The following is a 24,894-nucleotide window of genomic DNA, read 5'->3' as shown; positions in this document are numbered from 1 at the left end:
GGGAAAAGAACTATGACAAGCAACCAATATTATGAAACTATTACACACAGAGAAGAAGCATTTTATTTACAAGGAGCACTTGACCATTTCAATGAACGGATTAGAATCGATTATTATCTAGGGAATATTTCTGATTTAGTAACGAAGGTAGAAGCATTGGCGGAAGCGTATAACTATACAAAAATTATTATTAAAGTAAGAAAAGAACATTTACATACTTTTTTACAGTTTGGATATGTAATGGAAGCATTCCTGCAAAGCTATTTTCAGGGAAGCGACGGATATTTTGTTACAAAATATCGTGATGAGAAGAGGCGAAACAGTGGGGAATGGGTAAAGGAAGATAACATCGTATCTGCTATTTTACACACCACTGTTTTTAAGGAAAAATCAGTTCCAAAAGAGTATGTATTAAGGAAAGCGAAGAAAGAAGACGCGACGGAGCTTGCAGCATTATATGGACATGTCTTCGAGGTATATCCGACGCCTCTTAATCAAGCGGATTATATTGAGAAAACAATGGAAGAAGGAACCATCTATTATGTATATGAAAAAGAAGGAAGAATTGTAAGTGCAGCTTCTGCTGAACTGGATGTTGTGCAGCGAAATGCTGAGCTTACAAATTGCGCTACGCTTGAAGAGCATCGAAATTATGGTTTAATGAAAGAACTTTTGAAGAAGTTAGAAGAGGAGCTGTTTAACCGAGCTATTTATTGCTCTTATACTATTGCGCGTTCCTTATCCTACGGAATGAATGCGGCATTTCACCAGCTAGGATACACCTATACAGGAAGACTTACTAATAACTGTTATATCTTTGATAAGCTAGAGGATATGAATGTTTGGGTTAAAGACTTATCAATAAGGCTGTAGTAATGCAAAAGCGTTGAAAATGCGGCGCTCCGCTTGTATTTTGCGCTTTAAGGGTGGTGAAAGAAATTGCTTACGATACCAACAAATGAGATGATTAATGCAATTTTAAACAGTATTGATGAAGCGATTCATGCCGTTGACAGGAATGGAATTACTATTTTCTATAATCAGGTAGCGGCGAGACACGATGGTCTTTCTGTCGAAGATGTACTAGGGAAGAATGTGCTAGAGGCCTTTCCTTCACTTACAAAGCAAAGCAGCACACTATTGAATGTATTACAAACAAAACAAGCTATCATTCATCAGCCGCAGCGCTATCAAAATATAAAAGGCCAGTATATTGATACTATTAATACAACGATTCCTATTATTCTTGCAGGAGAAGTTATAGGAGCAGTTGAAATTGCAAAGGACTATTCTACAATCAAGAAATTAGGAGAGAAAGTATTAGATTTACAAGCGAAAATACAAAAATCTTCGGTTCAAAAGGAAAGGAAGCATACAAGCCTCTATACGTTTGAAGATATATTAACAAAAGACCCTATTTTAATGGAAGTGAAAAAGCATGCTGAAAGGGTAGCATGCACTGACTCAGCAGTGCTCGTATTTGGGGAAACAGGGACAGGTAAAGAGCTATTTGTGCAAGCTATTCATTGTAATTCATCTTCTGCTAAGGGCCCGTTTATCGCACAAAACTGTGCTGCGTTGCCTGAATCTCTTTTAGAAAGCTTATTATTTGGAACGGTAAAGGGGAGCTATACAGGAGCGGTAGATAGACCAGGGTTGTTTGAGTTATCAGATGAGGGTACGTTGTTTTTAGATGAAATTAACTCCATGCCTTTAGAATTGCAGGCGAAGCTTTTACGGGTGCTGGAGGATGGGATGGTTCGGCGTATTGGTGATCAAAAAACAAGAAAGGTGCATGTACGCGTTATTGCATCTATGAATGAAGCTCCCTTAGACTGTGTAAAAGAAGGAAAGCTGCGTTCTGATTTGTATTATCGCTTAAATGTATTTTCTTTATTTATTCCGCCCCTGCGAGAACGAAGTGAGGATATGGAGTTATTAACCTATCACTTCGTTGAACAGTTTAATAAAAAGTTTGCTAAGCATGTCCGTATTGTAGATAATGATGTATTTGAGCTTTTTTATAAATACGATTGGCCGGGAAATGTGAGAGAACTAAAGCATACAATTGAGCATGCAATGATTATGGCAGACGGACATATGCTGCATCTCGAACATTTACCCATTCAACTGCAGGGAATTAAACGAGAAGTAGATAAGAGGCTGCAGCCTCTTCGAAAGGTACTTCAGGAAACAGAAAAATCGCTGATTCAGCGAGCGCTGCTGCAAACGAATGGGAATGTTCAGCAAGCTGCAGTCCTGTTGGGAATTCCAAGACAAACACTGCAGTATAAAGTACAAAAGCAAAACCTTAATGTGTAAGCTGGCTAGTTTGCTACTAATGGCGGATTAGAATAGGAGCTTTATAAAAAAGCAGCCCTTATTTTGTAAGAGGCTGCTTTTTATTATTAAGATAACGGTATCGTTGAATCCTTGATTCCAAGTCCAGGTTCTTTAGGAAGAGTAATGTGTTTTCCATTATAAATGAGACCGGACGGTTTTTCAGACAGCCAAAGAGGAGCATCCAAATCAAAATATCGAACATTTGGGTGAGCAGCTGCAAAGTGTGCCGCTGCACTGACAGAGAGAGAGGCTTCCATCATGCTCCCTACCATACATGTGATACCATGTGTTTCGGCAATACTAGCAATTTTCCAAGCTTCGTTAATACCCCCGCACTTCATAAGTTTAATATTTAATAAATCTATGTAACGCCCTGTTACGAGCTTCATTGCATCACGGGGAGAAAACATGCTTTCATCTGCCATAATCGGGGTTGCTACACGTTCGGTAACAAATTTTAAGCCGTCCAAATCATAGGCTGGCACAGGCTGTTCTACCAGTTCAATGCCAAAGCTGCGGTTTTCCATCTCTTGAATAAGCTGAACAGCTTGTTTGGCCGACCATCCTTGATTAGCATCTAGGCGTAATTTCACATGAGCGGGAACAACTGTGCGAATCGCTTCAATACGTGCAATATCTAATTCAGGAGAAGCTCCTACTTTTACTTTTAGTACATCGAATCCTTCCATCACACTTTTCTTGGCATCTGCTGTCATCTTTTCGACACTATCAACGCCGATGGTCATGCATGTAGAAAGAGCTTTGTTTCCGCCAAGAAAGGCATACAGAGGAATATTTATAGCTTTACTATAAGCATCATGCAAAGCTATATCAGCAGCAGCTTTAGCGCTCATATTTCCTATGCAGCATGCTTGTACTTTTCGGAGGGTTTCTTGAAAATGCTCAAGATCAGCATTTATCAGTGCGCTTTGGATGGGGCCAAGCAAAGCGGCTTCTATGCTTTGTGCAGAATCACCTGTGATGACGTATGTTGGAGCGGCAGCACCTCTTCCTTTGATACCTGTATCTAAAGTAAGTTCTACTTCTATACTTTCTACTTCTGTCGCTGTTCTAAGTGCTGTTTTAAATGGTACGACTAATGGTATCGTACGGCGGGTTACGTCTAATGATTGAATCCGCATTATATATCGCTCCTTTCGAAATATATGTCTATAGAATTATATCATTTTTTAGAATAGTTAGATAACTATAGAGAAACAACGTAAAAAATTTGAGGTATTATATCGAATTCTATAAAAGGATTCACTTCTGTCGTTACTAGAGTAAGGAAGCCGTTATATTATTTTTGAAGTATTGATTAATTCAGCATGTTTAATCTGAAGAAGGTTATTTTATATAGGGGAAGAGGATATATGAAGCATTAAAATGTAGAAGCAGCAGCTGTGGTGATATAATATGCAATAAGTTTAAATATACGAGGATGAGGTGAAGAAGATGGGCAATACATCTAATTATGAATTAGCGACATTTGCAGGCGGCTGCTTTTGGTGTATGGTTTCTCCGTTTGAGGAGATGGAAGGGATTATACAAGTTGAATCCGGCTATACGGGAGGACATAAAGAAAATCCGACTTATAAAGAAGTATGTTCAGAAACAACCGGTCATTATGAAGCAGTTCAAATTACATTTGATCCCGCACTTTTTTCTTATGATAAGCTGCTTGATTTATATTGGCAGCAAATCGATCCAACCGATTCGGGAGGTCAGTTTCATGATCGGGGGCAGTCATATCAAACTGTTATTTTTTATCATAGTGAAGAACAGCGTCAAAAGGCTGAAGCATCGAAGCTGGCCCTGGAAGAGAGCGGACGTTTTCGTAAACCGATTGTCACAAAGATTATACAGGCATCTACGTTTTATCCTGCGGAGGAATACCATCAAGATTATCATAAGAAAAATCCATTTCGTTATGCACTGTATCGAAAAGGATCGGGGAGGGATGCCTTTATTAAAGAGCATTGGCCCAGGGACAATTCACATCTAAAAGAAAAACTGACAACAATGCAGTTTTATGTGACACAAGAAAGCGGAACAGAGCCTCCTTTTCAAAACGAGTATTACAACCATGAGGATGAAGGCATATATGTAGATATAGTTTCAGGGGAACCGTTGTTTAGTTCATTGGATAAATACGACAGCGGGTGTGGCTGGCCAAGCTTTACGAAGCCTGTTATGTCAGCTAGTGTAAAGGAAAAAGTAGATCTTAGTCATAATATGACACGTACAGAAGTAAGGAGCCGAGAGGCAGATTCACACTTGGGGCATGTTTTTCCTGATGGTCCAGGGAAAAATGGACTTCGTTATTGCATCAATTCTGCAGCCTTGCGTTTTATTCCTAAAGAAAATTTGGAAAAAGAGGGATATGGAGATTTCTTGATTCTGTTTCACAACCAGAAGAGCTAGCGTCGTGCTGGCTCTTTATTCTGCCTCGTATATCATGAACAAAACATTTTTCCTAAGGAGTGTTACAAGTGCTGCAAGCTGTGTTAATCTTTTTACTGCAAATTATATATGTACCCATTTTGACGATTCGTACTATTCTTTTGGTTAAAAACGAAACAAAGTCTGCCGCATGAGTGGGTTTACTTGAAGGAATCATTTATATCGTTAGTTTGGGAATCGTATTTCAAGATCTTTCGAATATATGGAATATAGGCGCATATGTAGTGGGATTCAGCGCAGGATTGCTACTAGGGGGCTACATAGAAAGAAAGTTAGCATTCGGGTACGTTACATACAATGTCAGTTTACTCGAACAATGTGATGATTTGGTGAATACATTGCGGCAAGCTGGATTTGGAGTGACTGTTTTTACAGGTGAAGGAATAAATTCACCGCGTTATCGTCTTGATATTGTTTCCAAGCGTTCGAGGGAAAAAGAGTTTTTACAGATTGTCAATACAATTGCACCGAAAGCATTTTTGGCTTCTTACGAAATTCGTTCCTTTCAGGGGGCTATTTGACAAAATCAATGAAAAAACGTCACAAGCAACGAGAGCAAGACTGACAGCCAATTTACATAGTAAGAAAAGTGCTAAATGCAGGTTCGGCACTTTTCTCATGGATTAAGAGGTTATCGAATATCCGCTCTTAACAAATATGAAAACCAAAATGGAAATTGTCCGCTTATCTTATTTCAATTGTTTACTTAACGAAACACTGTCAATTTTCCAAGGGGCTGTTACACTGTTTCTTTGAATAATAAAATCCATCAGTTTTTTCGTTCTTTGTTGATTTTCAGTATACATGTCTGCCTGCACAGAAATCTTTACTGAAACAGAGTTTATAATATCGTTTTTCGGTAACAAGGACATCGTCTTAATAACAAAGTAATCAATATTTTTCATTGAGTGGTGTAATGCTTCAAGGCCTTCTTTATTGTTTGAAAGAGTTAAATCTAATAAATCACGATCTCTGCTGCTGATGCTGATTGCGAATATTTCAATCAGCTCATGCGGAGAGGCATTATTTATATATTTATCAATTTTACTGGAAGCTTTTAACATCATTACTTTGTGCCAAAGGTCCGTATGGTGGGTTCGATGTGTAGTGCTTCCATAAAAATGAATGCAAAAATGCCCGGGAAATCCATTGGGTAGTGCTCCTGCTCCGTGCGGCATGCCGTGCATAGAAGCCGCTAACAATTGATCATCGACTAAAATCAGGATGGCTCTTCGTTTCCAGCTCCATTTGCCTCCATAGATTTTTTTCATGATTTTAGTATCACTTCTTGTTAAGGGCTGCACATCTGCATGTTTATTCCCAGCTCTACGCTGGACTTTAAATTGCAAGCCGGTATCAATATCGATAATGGTAAATATACTTTTGTTCGGAATGATTTTATCCACTTGCTGCCACGGAAGCATCTCTACTCGAAAGCTGATGGGTAAATCCATATCTTCCAATGAGGCTGCATAAGTGGAAGGATTTAACATGCAAAATAAAATTACAAGCATAAGCAATGTTTTATGTATAACTTTTATATTCATGATAACGACCCCGTCTTTTTTTTCTTATTTTTTCAAAAGGGACCGCAATAGATAACTGGAAAAAAAGTGAATTTAAATATAGATACCACATTGATTTGTCACTATTTGTTCCTTGTTAAAGCAGCTAAACTTTTATATACTAACTTTGGATTCTGAAAGTACTTTATTTTTTACAGTTATATTGAACAGAAATAATGGGGTGAATGTATGGGACAAGCTAACAGAAAGCAAAAGAAAAAAAATACGTCCAAAAGTTCTTCCAAATGGATATTTTGGACTATTGGGGTATTCAGCGTATGTATACTTGGTTTACTTTTTATGGGGAACTGGTCTTCAAGCAAAGAGGTTGCAATTGATTATAAGGATCAGCCTTATTTAGGAGACAAAACAGCTCCAGTGAAAATTTTAGAATTTGGCGATTATAAATGCCCGTATTGCAAAAATTTTAACGAACTGTTTCTTCCTCAAATTGAAAAAGAATTGATTGAGACAGGCCAAGCGAAATTTTATTTTATCAACTATGCTTTTATTAATGTAGATTCCACTCGTGCGGCTCAGTTCGGAGAGACAGTATATCAAGTGCTTGGCAATGATATGTTCTGGAAGTTTCATGAGCGTTTATATAGTAAACAGCCCGAGGATATGAAGTACGAGAAGATTGATTTATATACAGAAACGTTTCTTACAGATACTTTAAAAGAAGTGGCAAATGAAGACGATGTTGAAAAGGTAGTACAAGCCTTCGAGACACAGCCGTATAAAGAAGCATTAAAGAAGGATGAATCATACGTACAAAAACTAAATGTTCAATCAACACCATCTTTATTTGTTAATGGAAAGCAGTTTGAAGGAAATTCTTTTGAAGATTTGAAAAAGATGGTTGAGCAGGCTGCGAAGGAGAAGAAGGATGAATAAGTCGCTTCTGTTTGCTTGGATTACAGCAATAATAGCGACATTAGGGAGCCTGTTTTTTAGTCAGGTGATGCATTTCATTCCATGTGATTTTTGCTGGTATCAGCGCATTTTAATGTATCCATTAACCATTTCACTTGGGATTGCTTTTTACCGTAATGATACATTTGTTTATAGATATGTGCTGCCTTTCTCCTTTATAGGTATGTTGGTTTCAGGGTACCACTATGGCCTCCAAAAAATTGCATTTTTGCAAAAGTTCGAGTCATGTACAAGCGGTGTTCCTTGTTCCGGACAATATATTAATTGGTTAGGCTTTATCACTATCCCTTCTCTAGCCTTTGTTGCATTTACCATTATTACTGCAGCGATGGTTATACTTCGAAAACAATCATAGTTAATCGATTTTAGTAACTGCTCTAAGGGTACAAACTTTATACTCTTAGAGCAGTTTTTTTATTTTTTAAGAAAAATGCTTGTTTACCCCCCTAAAAAAAGATATACATTCGAATATTATAAAAAATAAAGATGAAACTGATGAAAATTGGATATATACGAAAACATAGATGAGTATAAGGAGAGGAACATATGAAAGCATTTAGTGTTTGCTATACATTTGAATCTAATATACAGTGGGAGCAGATGACAACAGAATTAGGTACATCAGTTGAGGAAGTTACAGATGAAGTATTAAATCGATTAGAAGGATCTAGATTTGTCACTTTACAAGGGGACGCGGGAACGTGCATTATTAACGCTGCTTTAGTACGTCAAGTGCGTGTAGTGGACTTGGAAAATTGATGTTTTTCGATTAAAAAGAGGATAAGAAGTAATTCAGTTGATAAAAAGAGCAGAGCATCTGCTCTTTTTCTTTTTTCTAAAGGAAAGGTTATAAAGCCGAACGTTAACCTTGTTCGAAATGAGGGAAAGAATAAGGACGTTCCGATATTTTTTATAAGGTTGCTAACACGGAATTACTTGACGTATATAAGTTATTAATATAAATTAACTTATATAAAGTAATTAAATTATTATATGTTTGTTAACCTTTTAGAAAACGGTGTAATTAAAATCAGAGATAGAAGGTTTCCTTTATATAAACGATGCTTATGTTCATTAAAACAGGAAAGAAGGGGGAAAAAATATGAATTTTCATGCGGAACCAATTACATTTACTGGACCGATTCATTTATTGGTAACGGACTTAAATCGCTCGTTAGCTTTTTATCAAGAGATTATCGGTTTACAATTATTAACGAGTACTGATAATAAGATTGTGTTAACTGCAGATGGTAAAACACCTCTTTTGATTGTGGAACAGCCCCAAGGGGTGCTGCCAAAAGAAAAACGTACGACTGGTTTATACCATTTTGCCCTCTTGCTTCCTAGTCGTATAGACTTATCTGTAGCACTTCGCCATCTTCTTGAAACTGGTTATCCGTTGCAAGGTGCGTCTGATCACCTTGTTAGTGAGGCAATTTATTTAGCGGATCCTGATGGAAATGGAATTGAAATCTATGCAGATCGTTCCAACGAAACGTGGCAGTGGGAAAACGGCGCTGTTTTGATGAGTACAGGACCTATCAATGCAGAAAATCTTCTGGCAGAAGGGAAGGATAAAAGCTGGAACGGTATGCCGGAGGGAACAGTAATGGGACATATTCATTTACATGTATCCGATTTACAAAAAGCAGAAGAATTTTATTGTAAGGGACTTGGACTTGATGTGGTAAGCAGGTATGGCTCGCAAGCCCTTTTTTTATCTAATGGGGGGTATCATCACCATATTGGTTTAAATACGTGGAATGGTATAGGAGCACCGCAGCCTGCGCGAAACACTGTTGGCCTAAAGTCGCTTTCATTGGTGTTTCCAAATGAAGACGAGAGAAAGAAAGTGATGCAACAACTCCAACAAATTCCTGCGTCTGTAATAGAAAAAAATGGAGCCTTGTTTACAAAAGACCCCTCAGGAAATTATATTGAATTATGTGTAAGTAAATAAGGAGATTCTCATACTGTAGGGAGATGTGTAAGTGAGTAATCATGAATTTTATATGAATTTAGCTCTGCAAAATGCTTTGTCGATGAAGGGCCAAACGGATCCAAATCCTTTAGTGGGGGCTGTTATTGTAAATCATAATCGCATTGTTGGAATTGGAGCACATTTAAAAGCAGGAGAACCTCATGCTGAAATCCATGCGCTCCAAATGGCGGGAGATAAGGCGAAGGGAGGAACAATCTATGTAACACTAGAGCCTTGTTCCCATTACGGAAGAACCGGACCTTGCGCGGAAGCTATTGTGCGGGCTGGAATTAAACGAGCAGTTGTTGCTGTCCTTGATCCGAATCCTCTTGTATCTGGTAGAGGCATTAAAATATTGGAGCAAGCGGGTATTGAGGTTGTTATAGGAGTTTGTGAAGAGCAATCAAAAAAAATGAATGAAGTATTCAATAAGTATATTGTGAAAAAAGTACCATTTGTCACGATGAAATCAGCTTCTACACTTGATGGAAAGATTGCTGCACACACATCGGATAGCAAATGGATTACCTCTGAAGCGGCAAGAGCCGATGTACATCAATTACGACATGAGCATGGTGCTATATTGGTCGGAGTAAATACTGTAATGAAAGACAATCCAGAATTAACTACCAGGATTCCAAATGGACGAAATCCTGTGCGGGTCATATTAGACAGTACACTTAAAATTCCATTACAATCGAGGGTTGTGACAGACAAACAAGCAAAAACATGGGTATTTACAAGTGCGGCCCATTCACCTTATAAAAAGAGTGCATTAGAAGAATTGGGTGTAACTGTATTTGTGACAAGCGGCTCTGATCGAGTAGATTTGGTGGAAACGCTGCAAATTCTTGGAGAACAGTCTATTTCCTCTTTGTTAATCGAGGGCGGGGGAGAAGTGAATGCATCGTTTATGGAGCAACACTTGGTGGATAAGCTTGTATTATACATTGCACCAAAATTAATTGGAGGAAAACATGCTTCAACGTTTTTAGAGGGTGCAGGTTTGGATAAAATGAGTGAGGCTATTGAGCTCATAGATATGGATATTTCAAAAATTGGGCGCGACTATAAATTTACTAGTTATCCTAACTACTCTCATATGTAACAGTAATTTTATGAATGCAATTAAGGTAACATTTCCATCAGGTGAGAAGAACGTGTGCTTAGATGAAAGTGTTACCTTATTTTAAATTCAGTCAGTATAAAAAAGACTGCTCCCAGACAAGCAGTCCCTACCAGAATAATTTTTTAAATGTCTTGAAGATATGAAGGCCTTTGTGATAGACGTACCGCTCCCATTGGGCTAACAAGCTAGTTCCATTTTCACCATTGGCTATTTGTGCAGCATGATGTTTGTGAAACTCTGCTACGCGTTGATTGTGTTCCTTGTGAAATGCTGCCGTGAAACGTTTATGAAGAGAATGTGTGCCATGGTTCATTTTTTGCCACCTCTTTCATTTGTTCTTTCTATAATTATATCATACAGAACAGAGTATCAATATTAAGGTTTATACTTCATTTTTCTTTCTTATTATATATTGTATGACAGGATAAGCGGAGTTTGCTGAAAATGAGAAAAATTTGCCGCCCACAATCATTCAAAGCAAGCGGTAGCATCTTAAGCAAAGCAAACCCTGCATAATGGTGCACGAAATGTCGGATGGGTGCATTCAATTCCTGATATTTTATTGATAAAGGGGGTCAGATAAATGGATTTGCTTAAGAACATGAATGGGGCGTTACAGTACATTGAAGAGAATCTTACGAACGATATTGATTTTAAAGAAGCGGCCAGGAGGACTTTCTGCTCAGAATACCATTTTAAAAGAATGTTTTCGTTCCTTGCAGGGATTACGCTATCGGAATACATCCGCCGCAGACGCCTAACTCTTGCAGCATTTGACCTTACAGACAGCAAGGTGAAGATCATTGATATTGCTGTGAAATATGGGTACAACTCACCAGATTCTTTTACAAGGGCTTTTCAAAATTTACATGGTATCACACCGTCAGAAGCTAGGCATAACGGCCAGTCACTTAAAGCTTATCCGCCAATGACCTTCCAATTATCAATTAAAGGAGGAAGTGAAATGAACTATCGGATTAAAGAAAAAAAGGCATTTTACATTATTGGTATTAAGAAAAGGGTACCAATCATTTTTAATGGAGTGAATCCCGAGATTGCTGCTATGTGGGCAAGCTTAGATAGTGAAACAATTAGAGAGCTTAAAAGTCTTTCAAATGTAGAGCCGAGGGGGTTGATTAGTGCATCTGCAAATTTTTCCGAAGGCAGGATGGAGGAAAAAGGAGAGCTGGATCACTATATAGGTGTTGCAACAACTAAGGAGTGCCCAGATAATTTAATGCAGCTTGAAGTGCCTGCTTCAACATGGGCTGTATTTGAAGCAGTTGGACCGTTTCCTGGTACGCTGCAAGATGTATGGGGGCGTATTTATTCTGAATGGTTCCCATCCTCTAACTATGAACAAATAGAAGGACCAGAAATTCTGTGGAACGAAAATAAAGACGTAACCTCACCAAACTTTAAAAGTGAAATATGGATTCCCGTATTGAAAAAATAAGCATAGGCGTGAGATTTATTTGAAGGGTTGTTTCGACAGATAGGCTTTTTTACTTAAGTAGATAGTAGGCAAAGAAAAAGAAAGCCAACTTCTGTTATGACTTTCCAAAAGTAAATATTCTCCTGTCTTCATCATAGAATGGTGTTTGCCGCATAAATAAAAACTGTCTGTTTATACACTTTTCGTGTAATCTGCGAGAACCTCATCAATTAAGCGCCGAGCAACACCAGCGAACACAGGATTCCGATTTTGATAGTAAGGAAGGGCAATCAGTCCTACTGATAGAGCCCATCCACGTCCTCTTGCCCAGGTTGCGTGTTCAATTGAAAGTGCTGAGCGTAACATTTCTCGAGTATCAACGGAAAGCAAATTCCATGCAAACATCCAGTCACATGCAGGATCTCCCACACCGAGCCCGCCAAAGTCGATAATAGCACTTAGCTGTCCTTGTTCGATAAGCAGGTTACCAGCAAGGAGATCACCATGGATCCAGACAGGAGGAGATTGCCAAGGTGGTGTCTGGAGAGCAGCTTCCCATGCTGAGGTTGCTGCATCGGTATCAATTATATTATGCAGGTTTGTGATAGCGTCCCGGACATTAGTATCGCGCGTTGCAAGCGGCAAACCGCGCCCAAAGTTATGATGACCAGGAGGCGGACCGCCGGCAGGGTTGATTTGTTGCAGGGCAACTATGAATTGAGCCAGATCGGTGGCAACTTGATATGGATTATTAATGTGTCCTGTAATTGCGTTCTCGCCCTCAATCCACTTATACACCGACCAGTGCCATGGGTAGCCTTCGATAGGTGTCCCCATGGCAAGTGGGGTAGGGATCGTAAGCGGTAGATGCGGTGCCAAAATTGGGAGCCAGTGATGCTCCTTTTTTAGCTGTCCTGATCCCCCTTCGTCAAGAGGTAATCGCACAACCATTTCCTTACCGAGTCTATAAATTACATTAACAGTCCCGGTAGAGTTGAATGGTTCAAGGGGAAGGTCTGCCCATTGCGGAAATTGCGCCGCGATTAATCTACTTACGAGGGATATATTAATTCTTCCAGGAAGTTTTGCATCGGTCATGAGAAACCTCCTCTTGAATATGTAATCATAACTATTCTTCTTGCGGATCGATATAAGGATGCTCAGCTTCTTCCTCATCAAGTAATTCAGGCGGGATATGCTTCGGAACTACATCTGGAGGAAGCCCGCCGTCCATGCTTAAATAGTAATGCCGAATAGGCTCAAGATTATCATCCAGTTCATAGACAAGCGGTATGCTTGTCCGGATATTGAGGGAAGCAATTCCATCCGGCGAAACTTGGTCAAGGTATTAGACGATAGCTCGTAATGTATTGCCGTGAGCGGAGATAATCACTCTTTGTTTGGCTTTCAGGGCTGGCGCAATTGCCTCTTCCCAGTATTTTAACACACGCTTTTCTGTATCCTCAAGGCTTTCGGTCAGAGGAAATGCCCCTTCTCTCAAGTCTTTATATCGAGGTTCGTTAATCTCATACCTCGGATCATTTGCTTCCAATGCGGGCGACCTCACATCCATGGAGCGTCTCCATATTTGTACTTGTTCTTCTCCTATTGTTTCGCTGTTTCTGCTTTATTCAAGCCTTGCAGTGAACCGTAGTGCCGTTCATCTAATCTCCATGACTTGTAGACAGGCACCCATACATAATCCCATAAGGTACGAATGGCTCTTTTAAGAACAAACGTATAAGCGACATCAAAGGCATATCTGTTCTTTCTTAAAATGATGCCGGCTTCTTTTGCTTCAGTGAGTCCGCTTTCTAATAAGTCCGCGTCAGTTCATCGGGTGAAACAGTTTTCGACATTCCATAGACTTTGGCCGTGACGGATAAGTACGAGTTTAATCATAGATATCTCCTTTCTGGTTATTGAGCATAGTTAGTTTGGATAAAAATGTAGCTTTTAATCTAGCTCGGTCCCTATCAAAAATGTGGCTTTCGAATAACGGGTATCGACAAAGACTTTTTCTTGAGGGGTTACTCTATAGCAATCTACGAAAATGGTATTCAGTGCCGAGATATGATTCGCTTATCGTAAGATGTGTAATATCAAAAGTTAGAAGATTTTAAGCAAAATATAGGAATAAACTGATGTAACAAAGATAAATAACCATGCTTTAGTTTCTAAAATAGACTAAATTTGAATTAGCGAGAAGATTGTTGTTGAGTCCCTTAATGAACTTGAATGCTCTAAAGTACGATTTACTTAGAGCAATGAGTGTTAGGGGGCTTTGTATGAAAAGAAAGTTATGGTCGATTGCCCTTATTATACGGGCAATCGACCATAACAGCACGAATTCAACTGATTCTTGAATTAGCTTCATTCGTAAACTCAAGCAATACTTGATAGAAATACTGGATTTAAAAAGCTACACTGAATTTATATTAATAAATGAGGTGAGTGCGTTGTTCGATATGAAAAAAGTAGGAAAACAAATTGCGCAGTTAAGAAAGGAAAATAAAATAACACAGATGGTGCTTGCAGATCTTTTGGGGGTAAGCTTTCAAGCTGTTAGTAACTGGGAGCGCGGCGAAACGATGCCAGACATCTCTAAACTTCCAGAACTCGCAAGGATATTTCATGTTAGTATTGACGACATTTTAAGTAGTAGTAAAGGAATACAATTAGTCAAAGATCTAGTTGAAAATCAGACATTAGAGAAGTCAAAATCAATTGATAAAGAAGAATTTATAAATGTAGCGCCCATACTTTCTTTAGACCAAGCAGATAAGGTTTATCAGCATATAGAAGGAGAAATCTCTGCAAAAGACTTATCATTTATCGCGCCGTACATCAGTCAAGATTTACTTGACTCATTAGTAAAGAAAGAATTTGAGGTAAGGGGCTTAAAAGGATTATCGACTATAGCACCGTATATAAGCCAAGAATTGATTGATTCATGTGCAGAAAAAGAATTTGAGTTACGTGGTTTGAATGCCTTAACAACGATGGCACCGTTTATTAGCCGAGAAATCATTGATGAAAGTGCTAAAAAGGAATTTGAAGCAAATGGGTTGAAAAATTTAACAACGATGGCGTCGTTTATTAGCCAAGAGGTTATTAATGAAAGTGCCAAAAAAGAGCTTGAGTTACATGGTTTGAACGGATTAACCACGATGGCGCCGTTTATTAGCCGAGAAATCATTGATGAAAGTGCTAAGAAGGAATTTGAAGCAAATGGGTTGAAAAATTTAACCACGATGGCACCGTTTATCAGTCAAGAGGTCATTGATGAGGGCGCTATGAAGGAGTTTGAATCAAACGGTTTGGCTGCTTTAGTATCTATGGCTCATTCTATAAGTGGAGAGGTATTAAGTATTTGTGCCCAAAAAAGCTATGAATTACAAGGGATTCAATCACTTGTAGCCATAGCTCCATTTATTAAGAAAGAGATTCTGAATGAACTTGCCAAAAAGACTATTTCTACAAGAGGAATGAATGAAATTCTTCCAATTCTTCCCTATATTGACCAAACTTTGATTCAAGATATGATGTCTAAGTAAATTCCCCAACATAGAAGCTTGGATTTAATCAAAGGCTTTCTTTGAATAGGAGAAAGCCTGTTGCTATTAAAGGAAGTAGGAGAGATAAAGGGCTATGCGTCTATTCCAGATTTTAAAGGAAAAGCTCAGAATGAATAGGGAATGTATGGTAAAATATAAAAAATCTAGTGAAAATAAACAATATCCCAAAAATATGAACAGTTAATAAGAAATTAGATTTCTTCTTAATTAACTGGAAAGGAGTGCCTCATGAATACGTACTTCATCAAATTAACTGAACCTACCTCAACCATTGTAGACATGTTTAATCGTTGGGACAATGATCCTGCCTTAGTTCCGTTGACTCGGCCTAACCGAAGTAAGTCAGAATTGGAAAGTCAGAGAATAATGACTCTTGATGACTTAACAAAACGATTGGAACATCATCATATATACTTGATGTATATGGATGACAAATTGATTGGCGAAATGAACTATACGGTTGATCCAAGCCATCTGTATAAAAAAGAGACAGGAACTGCTTGGATAGGGATTACAATTGGTGAACCCCAAGGCCGCGGTAAAGGAATTGGTTATCTGGCAATGCGATATTTAGAGGAAGAGATTAAGAAACATGGTCTGAAACGTATTGAATTAGGTGTTTTTGAATTTAACATACAGGCACAGAAGTTGTATGGGAAGCAGGGCTACAAGGAAATCGGCCGTATCGATAATTTTACCTATTGGGAAGGGAAAATGTGGTCTGATATCCGTATGGAGAAATATTTACAAGAAGAATAGAATGGAATTTATCAGAAGGAATGAGAGCAGAGTACTCGTACTATTAGTTCGACAAATTTTTAAATGTCGTGGTAATTGGTAAAGAGTTGAGTGTTCGTAAGAATATCTCCTTGTTCGACAATTAGGAATCAATGTTATATAAGCTGTATTTCTTTTCTACTGCCTGTGTCTGCGACACAGGCTTTTATATTTCCATATATTTTCATGAATGACCCAAAAATAGAAATGCATTTTGCTACTGCAAGGCTGCTATCAAGGGGGATGTTACCAATAATACAATTAACGAAAAACCTTAGTTGAACAAGGATTTTATAATGGTATATGGAATAGTAACAAAGTACTTTATAAAGGGGATTATGCTATTTGTAATATCTTTACAAGGTGGAATGGCAATTGGAAAGACAACTGCAGCATGAAATCTTGAAAAAAATTATAAAAACCTGCATATACTCTATGAGAATCTATATCGAATTGTACAAAAGAGAAAGAACTGCATTTAGATATTAGTACAAAGGAAGGATTGATACATAATCAAAGGTTATTTATTCAAACTGAATATGAAATTTCTTTATTTGTTTCATACTAATAAGTAAGGAGTGTGGTTTGTTTGAAAAAAGGCTATTTAGGAATTGGAATTGTTGTAGCAGTGATTGTTGTTTTTGGATTGATGTTCATGTCCAGTTATAATGGCTTTGTCAATTCAGAAGAAAATGTTGACCAGGCTTATGCTCAAATTGAAAATCAGTTGCAAAGAAGGCTAGATTTAATACCGAACCTTGTGAATACGGTGAAAGGATATGCAGCTCACGAAAAAGAAGTGATTGCCTCTATATCAGATGCACGTGCAAGGCTAGCCGGGGCGAATACACCACAGGAAGAAGCTACCGCTAATGCCGAATTATCAAGTGCGCTAAGCCGCTTACTTGTAGTTGTTGAAAATTATCCGAATCTGAAAGCAGACCAGCAGTTTACACAACTAATGGATGAGTTAGCAGGAACGGAAAATAGAATTTCTATAGCAAGAAAAGATTATAATGATCAAGTCGCGGTTTATAACAAAAAAGTGAAACGACTTCCGGGATCAATTATTGCTAGGACTGCAGGATTTGATGAAAAAGAATATTTTAAAGCGGACCCTACAGCGTCAGAAACGCCAAAGGTTGACTTTGGGGGCAATGACTAATGAATAGGAAGAGAGCTTTTAGCTTTCTTTTTGGTTTTTTTACTTTTTTCTTTATAGCAGCAAATGTGTTTGCTGCGGATGGTCAGATTCCAGCCCCTGTTGGGGATATTTATGTACAGGATCTTGCCAACGTCTTAAACGAACAGGAAAAAACGGAATTAACAAACTTAGGCAGGACGATTGAAAATAAGACAACTGCACAAATAGCAGTACTGACAGTCAAAACAATAGGTAATGGAACGATCGAAGAATTTGCTAATGAAGCTTTTCGGAAGTACGGGCTAGGAAGCGAGGAGAAAGATAATGGTGTCTTGCTTGTGCTATCCATGAACGACAAAAAAATCAGAATTGAAGTAGGGTACGGTCTTGAAGGAAGAATCCCAGATGGAAAGGCAGGAAGAATTCTTGATGAATATGCCATTCCGTATCTTAAAAATCAGCAACCAAATGAAGCAATTGTTCGAACGTATAAGGCATTAGCAAATGAAGTTCTTGCAGAATATGGTCAAGGTGGACAGGAAGCAGCTGCGAATGAGGGGATAGGTATTCCTTCATGGTTAATCATTTTAGTTATTGTTATTGTTGTACTCCTTGATTTTAAGTTCTTTGGCGGCACCATTACCTATTTCCTTCTTTCTATTATCTCTCGAGGCGGTGGAAGAGGAGGCGGTGGAAGAGGAGGCGGGGGTTCTTCTGGGGGCGGAGGTGCGAGCCGAGGCTGGTGAATTGTTGATATCACTATTTATCATAACCCGTTAAATAATAATGTAGATGTTATACGTAAAAGCAAAGGACCTGTTTCATGGTCCTTTTCATTTTTTATTTCCCCTAGTATTCGATTGTTACAGCTAAATGTTCGTCTTCGTTTAAAACATAATTCCTCCGAAACAACAATCAAATCATTGTATATTTCTAATATCAATATGTAAATATATCTATTTATTATATTTTGTTAAATTTTGGTATATATTTTACTTATATCAAAATAACCATAGCTTATTATTTCTTTTATTGAAAAAAGTATAGAATAAATCTTGTGCACTATTAAGTAACTGAATATTCAGTACTTTGTAGTAGTTTATAGAGTTTAAAAAGGAGGAAAAAAATTGAAAAAGAAAGTTACCTCAGCGGCGCTGGCAGCAGCTATGCTCGCTGGAACATTTACTCCTGCAGCTATGCTGCAGCCCGTAGGACATGCACAGACGCAATCCAAAATTGAACAAGCTATGCAGCAGCTTACATCAGAGCAGAGAAGGGCGATTCAAGATTTGACAAGTACAGTACAATCTGGTCTCCAGTTATCACCTGATATGGATTTATCAAGTGATAAAGAGGTTTCTGTAATCGTGGAATTCAAAAATAAACCTGCTCAAACAGCGGTTTTAGTAGAAAAGCTGAATGGAAGAGAAATGTCTGTAGAAGAAGCTAATGATGCGGTTGAAAAAGAACACGGTGCATTTAAAAAGGATTTAGAAGATTTACATATTAAAGGAAAAATTACAAAATCATATAGTCAAGTATACAATGGCGTTGCTCTTACACTACCTGCTAATGAAATTAAGAATCTACTAAAATCAAAAGCAGTAAAAAATGTATGGGAAAACCAAGAAGTTCAATCAGAGCTTCCGGTTGCTTCAGAAGAGCAAAAAGCACCAGCTTACACACCTTATACAGGAAACAGTCCGTCCGAGACATTAGGAGTGGATAAGCTTCATAAAGAAGGGATTACAGGAAAAGGAGTCAAAGTTGCTGTACTCGATACAGGAATCGACTACAACCATCCAGATTTGAAGGATGCTTTCAAAGGCGGATACGATTTTGTAGATGAAGACAATGATCCAATGGAAGCAACTTATGAAGATTGGCAAAAATCTGGGCAGCCTGAATTTTTGGGAAGCCACAGCTATTACACAGTTCATGGAACACATGTATCTGGTATTATCGCGGGGCAGCACAAAAATGATGCACAGTTTGCGATGGAGGGGATAGCTCCTGATGCAGATCTATATGTATACCGTGTGCTTGGTCCTTATGGAAGGGGAACAACAGAAGATATTATGGCGGGAATTGAACAATCGGTAAAAGATAAGATGGATGTCATCAATCTTTCACTTGGAAATGATTATAATGATCCATTATCTCCAATTTCTGTTGCGATTAACAATGCTGCTTTATCGGGCGTGACTGCCGTGTTGGCAGCAGGGAATGCAGGTTCATCTCTGTATACAATTGGCTCACCGGCAGCTTCTCCGTTGGCTATTACAGTGGGGTCAACAGATACGGAGATTGCTCTTCCGAATTTTATCGGAACCATTAAATCAGAGAGTGGACAAATAACAACAGAAACTCGTTATATCGGAACAGGGTTCCTAGCGGATGCTAGATTACTTAAAGGCCAAACACTTGAAATGAAAGATGTGAAGGTAGGAAAAGAGGAAGACTATGTCGGTGTTGATATTGAAGGGAACATTGCTCTGGTTTCGACAGGCGGAGGTCTTACAGTACAACAGAAAGTGAAAATTGCGAAAGAAAAAGGAGCTGCGGCAATCTTCATCTATAGCCAATATGGATCTGGTTACATAGGGGATAAATTGCCAGATTCACTTGATAATATTCCGGCTCAAAGCATGGATGGAAAACAGGGAAAAGCATTAGTGGAGTCTTTAAAAACAGAAGCAGTATTCTTTACGTTTGATGAAGTAAAGGAAAATACACTGACTTCTGATGATGTGTTATCGTACTTTAGCTCAAGAGGGCCAGCGCGAAATACATATGATATCAAACCGGAAGTTGTAGCTCCAGGCGGTACTATTATGTCTACTGTGCCAAGCTATTATCAAGGGAAAGATTACGTAGGGAATTATTCATATGCGTACACTAAGCTTTCAGGAACTTCCATGGCAACGCCGCATGTTGCAGGGGTAGCAGCCCTGTTGCTTCAGGCAAATCCGAAGTTTACTCCAGGCGATGTCAAAAGTTCTTTGATGAATACAGCAGATGCTCTCCAAAGCAAAAATAGTGTATATGAATCTGGTGCTGGAAGAGTGGATGCTTATGAGGCTGTCCATACTGCTGCTTCCTTTGAAGTGGAAGGTAAGACGATTACATTAAGTAATAGCGACAAAGAAAAAAATATCAAAGAAATTACGGGAGCATTAAGTTTTGGAACGTTTTACGGCACTGAAAATGGGATAGAAGATGAGAAAAACATAACCGTTACAAACTATGAAAATCAAGATAAAACATATGAGGTTAAGGTGAATTACCAAGCTCTTAGGGGTTCTATTAATGCGGAGGAAAATGGTGTAGTATTGGAAACACCTTCTTTCGTTACCATCAAGGCAGGAGGAAAAGAAACTGTAGCTGCTCGTATTAACATTCCATCTAGCGCGCAAAACGGGACGTATGAAGGATTTGTTACATTTACCAATAAAGAAAACGCTGATGAGGTATATCAAATTCCATTTGCTGTACGGAAAGTAAAAGAGGGTGTTGAATTTGTCCAAATGGGAGATAATGTGACAACTATAAAAGAAGATGGATCAAATTCGGTCACTACATCTTTATCTAGTACCTTCCGATTGAATTCTCATATGAAATCTATTGATACGTTTCTTACAGATGCTGAAACAGGAGAAGATCTTGGATTTCTCGGACAGTTGGATGGCAATGTAATAAATGAAAATACCACGATATCACTATACGGAATCTTTGCTGGCAAGTACTATCCGTTTACTAATGATAAAGAAAATCCAATTGCCTATGAAGCAAAAGCACCAGAGCCAGGTACATATAAAGTGAAATTAGTTTTTACGGATGATCGAGGAAAAGAAACGGTTATTGAAAAACCTTTTGTACTAGATAATGAGATGCCTACGTTGGAAACAGATCTAGAAGAAGGGATTGTTGAAGTAGATTCTGCCACGCCTACTATTGAAGTGAATGGTACAGTACATGATAAACAAATCGATGATGCAGTGGCAATAGGATCAGCAGTTAAACAAGGCAATAACCGATTGTATTATCGCTACTCTAACTCTTCTGCTACACAGACTAGTCTTGATGAAAATGGGAGTTTCAATTTTATTAGAGCTTTTCCTAGTTATTTAAAAGTACTTCCTGTTAGTTTCCAGGGGAAAGACAGAGTAGGTCTTCCTACTGTTCAAAAGGAGTTTTATTTCGTCAAAAAAGGTACCAACTATATCGCTACCGTTGCCAATCAAAAAGAAGTACAAACAGGCGATACCATTAGCTTTACATCAACAGCACATAATAGTACCAGCTGGATGGAAGCAAAATGGAACTATCAGTTTAATAAAGCGTATCTAGAAGTAGAGGGAATTGAAGTTTCTAAAGAGTTGACAGGTAAGGTCTCAGTGGAAACAAAAGAAACAAGCAGTGGTCTTGCGGTTACTGTTAAAGCGTTGCAAGGAGCTATTTCACCAGCAGACATGCTTCCTTTATTACACGTGAAAGCCAAAGTGAAAGATGATAAGTTTATCAATGATTATGCATCAATGGCAGTAGTGAATGCAGTTTATACAGATGCTACAGGAACAAATACAAAAGCGGAATCTGCGCATCCATCCGTAAAAATTTGGGCAAAACATTCGGAACTGCAAGCAAATATAGATGGAGAAGCGATTTATGCAAGAGATCCATACGGAAAGTTACTTACTACGTATGTCGATTATTTTGCATTGGGCGCGAAGATCAGAGTAAAGGATGGAGAAGGCAATTGGTATGAAGGGAAAGTTTTACCGAATGCTAAATTCGAAATCCGCGGACTGCCTTCTGACCGTAAGCCGTTAACATTCCAGTTAGATATACCAGGCCACTTTACAGTAGAAAAGACGTTCACAATCGGTCGTGAACAAGGTCTTGGGGAATTACAATATTTTTCATTCAAAACGGCCATAGCAGGCGATGTGAACAAAGATAACGTAATTGATATACAAGATGCCGTTTATGTGAAAGATCATTGGAATACATCAGACCGCAATGCAGATATCAATTTTGACGGTACAGTGGATATGAAAGATATGGAATATATCAAGCTGAACTACTTGCTTGAAAACCCTACAGTACAGCCTTCCAAAAAGCCGAGTGAAAATGCGCATGGTAAAAGGTTGGAGGACATTCTAGAGGAATTGAATTAAGTTGAAGAAGAGGAAGGCTCAAAGATCGTGTTACAACGACCTTTTGAGCCTTCCTCTTTTGTTTATATAATCTTCTTCATTTTACAATAATGGTACATGATGGAGCCCTCCCTAAACTTGTGAGCAAATCTTTTTAGAAAAATAACTATCATAAAGTCAAATAGCCTGAATGCAATACTACATATAATTAAAATTACTGTAAACATTAAAATAGATTTCCAATCCAATACTAAATCCCCTCCATGTAAACTTATATGTACTGTCTCTAATGCAGATTTATACTGCCTCTGTCTACAACATAGCTTCTTTATAGTATGCTCAATTTCCATAAATACGACAAAAGGATTTTTATAATCAAAGTACTATTAATAGGTAAAATACATAATAAAGGGGAATTTTCGTGTTGGCTGTTACTTGGTTCGTACTAGGGGCTGTACTAGTAAGTTTTATTGATTACGTTATGTTTCATACTGAGGCAAAGAGATGGAAATGGTTTATAAAAAAATCTTCCATTCAAAGAGTGGGGATATTGGTTAGTGTTTTTATAGTGTTATTTTTGCTTAATTATGTAACTCTCAAATAAATCTGTTTGCTGTGTAGCAACTAAGAATTATGGTAACTAGGAAAAGTTTAGAGAAATAAAGAAAACCATCAAATAGCATACCTTACAAAAAAGAAAGCAAACTAAAGTCCTGAGTGCCGGTAATGAAAAAATACTACTTGGGTATATTTATATAGTGTTAATGCTTGTACTTACTTTGGCTTTTTTTGAGCTCTTAATACTACTTGTTCAAGACCGTTTTCTCCCGCAAATTCTGCATCTGCTTTTGATAGAGTCTTTTTATTATTCTTAAATTGATTATTTTTATCTTTAGCCATGTTTTCACCATTCTTATAGTTTGATTCTTTCAAAGATGCTAAGGGACAGGAAACCTGTCCTTCTATCTTTTAAAATTAATCTAATTTTTTTAAGAATACTATAAGGGGATAATATCATAAGATGGTCTTTTTATTTTAAGTAAGTAAATGAAACTAACAAGTAATTGAGTTTAAGGATGAGATTACTATGAAAACGAGGGGATGGAACTGGCTATCACAAACAGCCCATTTTATTGAGGAATGTGCTTTAGACCTTTAAATAGGTCATCCTGCATCTAAGTACATTGCTTATACATAATGCATAGTATAATGTTATAAATTTGCGAAGGGAATGAGAAAAATGTATTTTGTTCCTTATATGTATCCGTATCCTTATTATGTTAACCTACCAATGTATAACTATGGAAGACAGCCTGGTTACTGGACTATTCCTAGTGAGATAGGGGCTGCTACACGATTTTTACAATCATCAAAGGAAAGAAATAAAATGCAGTTAAAAGATTATGGACCAGAGCCGTTTGTAATTGATATTAATGAGGCTACAAAGCAAAACAATACGTATCGTACCGCTTTATGGACAGGAAATCATTTGCAAGTTACATTAATGAGTCTCAATGTTGGCGAAGATATTGGCTTGGAAATTCATCCTAACGTTGATCAATTCTTGCGTATCGAACAAGGTCAAGGAATTGTGCAAATGGGCCAGAGTAAAGATAATTTAAACTTTGAAAGAAAAGTCTATGATGACTTTGCCATTATGATACCGGCTGGAACATGGCACAACGTAACTAATACAGGGAATATTCCGCTAAAGCTTTACTCGATATATGCACCTTTACAACATCCACATGGTACTGTCCATGTAACAAAAGCTGATGCCATGGCGGCTGAATAAAAGGGTGTATCTATTGTATACACAGTTTTTTAAAAAAACGTTTTAAAGTCTATTAAGTGTCTAGCATCATAGCCCATATAGCGGAAAACTAAAAGTATCCTCATGTAAGAAGTAGAGGTAAAACCTTATATTTTATGTATTCTTAGGAGCATATGGGCGAATTTCTCCTTTTTTACCAGCTTTAAATAGTTTATAATTATCAGATAACAGTAGATATTTTAATCAATAAATAATTATAATGAACTATGATAGGGGTATAATTGAGACAGAAAAGATGTGTTCCAAGTTGGAGCCTTCCTTTTTGTGACATCTAAGCAGGAGTGCCTACTCTTTTTTTTTGCAAATATTGGGGATAAGGATGGTTATAATGAGCAGCCTACAGAAAAAAACAGACGTGATCTTAATTGGTGCAGGAGTCATGAGCGCAACTTTGGGAGCATTACTGAAAGAGTTAGTACCTGAATGGGAAATCAAAGTATTTGAGAAACTTGCAAAAGCGGGAGAAGAAAGCTCTAATGAATGGAATAATGCTGGTACGGGCCATGCTGCACTGTGCGAGCTTAACTATACGTCCGAAAAGTCTGATGGA

General features: G+C 38.0%; 21 protein-coding genes and 3 pseudogenes. 18 read left to right on the top strand and 6 right to left on the bottom strand.

What is annotated here, in order from left to right; all coding sequences use genetic code 11:
* The first annotated feature begins 12 nt into the window (after nucleotides 1-12).
* Together ablB and J7Q84_RS12030 are read left to right on the top strand one after the other, a co-directional pair.
* On the top strand, nucleotides 13-873 hold the full coding sequence (gene ablB, locus J7Q84_RS12035) for a putative beta-lysine N-acetyltransferase (protein WP_209094812.1): 861 nt from the start codon (nucleotides 13-15) through the stop codon (nucleotides 871-873).
* A gap of 66 nt (nucleotides 874-939) precedes the next feature.
* Nucleotides 940-2,322 carry a sigma-54 interaction domain-containing protein gene (locus J7Q84_RS12030; protein WP_247739231.1) on the top strand — a complete coding sequence of 461 codons (1,383 nt, stop codon included), beginning with the start codon at nucleotides 940-942 and terminating at the stop codon, nucleotides 2,320-2,322.
* Nucleotides 2,323-2,408: 86 nt separating this feature from the next.
* Here the strand turns inward: J7Q84_RS12030 and J7Q84_RS12025 are convergent, their stop codons facing one another.
* On the bottom strand, nucleotides 2,409-3,485 hold the full coding sequence (locus tag J7Q84_RS12025) for a dipeptide epimerase (RefSeq protein WP_209094811.1): 1,077 nt from the start codon (nucleotides 3,483-3,485) through the stop codon (nucleotides 2,409-2,411).
* Nucleotides 3,486-3,798: 313 nt separating this feature from the next.
* On the opposite strand from J7Q84_RS12025, the gene msrB reads away from it, so the two are divergent.
* The gene (msrB, locus tag J7Q84_RS12020; RefSeq protein WP_209094810.1) at nucleotides 3,799-4,767 is read left to right on the top strand and encodes a peptide-methionine (R)-S-oxide reductase MsrB; all 969 of its coding nucleotides are present in this window, start codon (nucleotides 3,799-3,801) and stop codon (nucleotides 4,765-4,767) included.
* Between the two features lie 68 nt (nucleotides 4,768-4,835).
* A pseudogene (locus tag J7Q84_RS12015) lies at nucleotides 4,836-5,371 on the top strand (DUF2179 domain-containing protein).
* A 124-nt stretch (nucleotides 5,372-5,495) separates the two neighbouring features.
* On the opposite strand, the gene J7Q84_RS12010 reads toward J7Q84_RS12015, so the two are convergent.
* On the bottom strand, nucleotides 5,496-6,353 hold the full coding sequence (locus tag J7Q84_RS12010) for a hypothetical protein (RefSeq protein ID WP_209094809.1): 858 nt from the start codon (nucleotides 6,351-6,353) through the stop codon (nucleotides 5,496-5,498).
* Between the two features lie 207 nt (nucleotides 6,354-6,560).
* Here J7Q84_RS12010 and J7Q84_RS12005 point away from each other — a divergent pair, with 207 nt between their 5' ends.
* From J7Q84_RS12005 to ribD, 5 genes are all read left to right on the top strand, one after another.
* Nucleotides 6,561-7,268: a DsbA family protein gene (locus J7Q84_RS12005; RefSeq protein WP_209094808.1), complete on the top strand. Its 708-nt coding sequence runs from the start codon at nucleotides 6,561-6,563 to the stop codon at nucleotides 7,266-7,268.
* Nucleotides 7,261-7,662: a disulfide oxidoreductase gene (locus tag J7Q84_RS12000; RefSeq protein WP_209094807.1), complete on the top strand. Its 402-nt coding sequence runs from the start codon at nucleotides 7,261-7,263 to the stop codon at nucleotides 7,660-7,662. The genes J7Q84_RS12005 and J7Q84_RS12000 overlap by 8 nt, the downstream gene beginning before the upstream one ends.
* Nucleotides 7,663-7,853: 191 nt before the next feature.
* Nucleotides 7,854-8,066 carry a hypothetical protein gene (locus tag J7Q84_RS11995; protein ID WP_209094806.1) on the top strand — a complete coding sequence of 71 codons (213 nt, stop codon included), beginning with the start codon at nucleotides 7,854-7,856 and terminating at the stop codon, nucleotides 8,064-8,066.
* A gap of 343 nt (nucleotides 8,067-8,409) precedes the next feature.
* A complete protein-coding gene (locus J7Q84_RS11990; protein ID WP_209094805.1) occupies nucleotides 8,410-9,267 on the top strand; it encodes a VOC family protein in 858 nt (285 codons plus the stop codon).
* Between the two features lie 31 nt (nucleotides 9,268-9,298).
* Nucleotides 9,299-10,396 carry a bifunctional diaminohydroxyphosphoribosylaminopyrimidine deaminase/5-amino-6-(5-phosphoribosylamino)uracil reductase RibD gene (ribD, locus tag J7Q84_RS11985; RefSeq protein WP_209094804.1) on the top strand — a complete coding sequence of 366 codons (1,098 nt, stop codon included), beginning with the start codon at nucleotides 9,299-9,301 and terminating at the stop codon, nucleotides 10,394-10,396.
* 127 nt (nucleotides 10,397-10,523) lie between these two features.
* On the opposite strand, the gene J7Q84_RS11980 is transcribed toward ribD, so the two are convergent.
* The gene (locus J7Q84_RS11980) at nucleotides 10,524-10,730 is read right to left on the bottom strand and encodes a hypothetical protein (RefSeq protein WP_209094803.1); all 207 of its coding nucleotides are present in this window, start codon (nucleotides 10,728-10,730) and stop codon (nucleotides 10,524-10,526) included.
* Between the two features lie 270 nt (nucleotides 10,731-11,000).
* On the opposite strand from J7Q84_RS11980, the gene J7Q84_RS11975 reads away from it, so the two are divergent.
* Complete coding sequence (locus J7Q84_RS11975; RefSeq protein ID WP_209094802.1) at nucleotides 11,001-11,873, top strand: AraC family transcriptional regulator; 873 nt, start codon at nucleotides 11,001-11,003, stop codon at nucleotides 11,871-11,873.
* A gap of 171 nt (nucleotides 11,874-12,044) precedes the next feature.
* Here J7Q84_RS11975 and J7Q84_RS11970 read toward each other — a convergent pair whose 3' ends face one another.
* Nucleotides 12,045-12,950: an aminoglycoside phosphotransferase family protein gene (locus J7Q84_RS11970; RefSeq protein WP_348519851.1), complete on the bottom strand. Its 906-nt coding sequence runs from the start codon at nucleotides 12,948-12,950 to the stop codon at nucleotides 12,045-12,047.
* A gap of 31 nt (nucleotides 12,951-12,981) precedes the next feature.
* Nucleotides 12,982-13,754, bottom strand: a pseudogene (gene gpmA / locus J7Q84_RS11965) (2,3-diphosphoglycerate-dependent phosphoglycerate mutase).
* Nucleotides 13,755-13,817: 63 nt separating this feature from the next.
* On the opposite strand from gpmA, the pseudogene J7Q84_RS18380 reads away from it, so the two are divergent.
* The 6 genes and pseudogenes from J7Q84_RS18380 to J7Q84_RS18595 form a co-directional block, all read left to right on the top strand.
* Nucleotides 13,818-13,943, top strand: a pseudogene (locus tag J7Q84_RS18380) (GNAT family N-acetyltransferase); the annotation flags it as partial.
* Nucleotides 13,944-14,320: 377 nt separating this feature from the next.
* Nucleotides 14,321-15,409, top strand: coding sequence for a helix-turn-helix domain-containing protein (locus J7Q84_RS11960; RefSeq protein ID WP_247739241.1), 1,089 nt, complete (start codon nucleotides 14,321-14,323; stop codon nucleotides 15,407-15,409).
* Nucleotides 15,410-15,658: 249 nt separating this feature from the next.
* Nucleotides 15,659-16,189: a GNAT family N-acetyltransferase gene (locus tag J7Q84_RS11955; RefSeq protein ID WP_209094799.1), complete on the top strand. Its 531-nt coding sequence runs from the start codon at nucleotides 15,659-15,661 to the stop codon at nucleotides 16,187-16,189.
* Between the two features lie 667 nt (nucleotides 16,190-16,856).
* A complete protein-coding gene (locus J7Q84_RS11950) occupies nucleotides 16,857-17,372 on the top strand; it encodes a LemA family protein (RefSeq protein ID WP_481747550.1) in 516 nt (171 codons plus the stop codon).
* Complete coding sequence (locus J7Q84_RS11945; RefSeq protein ID WP_209094798.1) at nucleotides 17,372-18,097, top strand: TPM domain-containing protein; 726 nt, start codon at nucleotides 17,372-17,374, stop codon at nucleotides 18,095-18,097. Before J7Q84_RS11950 ends, J7Q84_RS11945 begins: the two co-directional genes overlap by 1 nt.
* A 381-nt stretch (nucleotides 18,098-18,478) precedes the next feature.
* Nucleotides 18,479-22,531 carry a S8 family serine peptidase gene (locus J7Q84_RS18595; protein ID WP_209094797.1) on the top strand — a complete coding sequence of 1,351 codons (4,053 nt, stop codon included), beginning with the start codon at nucleotides 18,479-18,481 and terminating at the stop codon, nucleotides 22,529-22,531.
* 753 nt (nucleotides 22,532-23,284) lie between these two features.
* On the opposite strand, the gene J7Q84_RS18590 is transcribed toward J7Q84_RS18595, so the two are convergent.
* Nucleotides 23,285-23,410 carry a hypothetical protein gene (locus J7Q84_RS18590; protein WP_280635587.1) on the bottom strand — a complete coding sequence of 42 codons (126 nt, stop codon included), beginning with the start codon at nucleotides 23,408-23,410 and terminating at the stop codon, nucleotides 23,285-23,287.
* Between the two features lie 340 nt (nucleotides 23,411-23,750).
* On the opposite strand from J7Q84_RS18590, the gene J7Q84_RS11935 reads away from it, so the two are divergent.
* Together J7Q84_RS11935 and J7Q84_RS11930 are read left to right on the top strand one after the other, a co-directional pair.
* Nucleotides 23,751-24,305, top strand: coding sequence for a cupin domain-containing protein (locus J7Q84_RS11935; protein WP_209094796.1), 555 nt, complete (start codon nucleotides 23,751-23,753; stop codon nucleotides 24,303-24,305).
* 367 nt (nucleotides 24,306-24,672) lie between these two features.
* Nucleotides 24,673-24,894: malate:quinone oxidoreductase (locus J7Q84_RS11930; protein ID WP_209094795.1), on the top strand; the 222-nt coding region annotated here is incomplete at its 3' end.

It is taken from the genome of Bacillus sp. 165 (assembly GCF_017742235.1).
GTDB lineage: Bacteria > Bacillota > Bacilli > Bacillales > Bacillaceae_G > JAGHKQ01.
The sequence above is the reverse complement of the archived record's forward strand: the minus strand, read 5'-3'. Positions and strand labels throughout refer to the sequence as shown.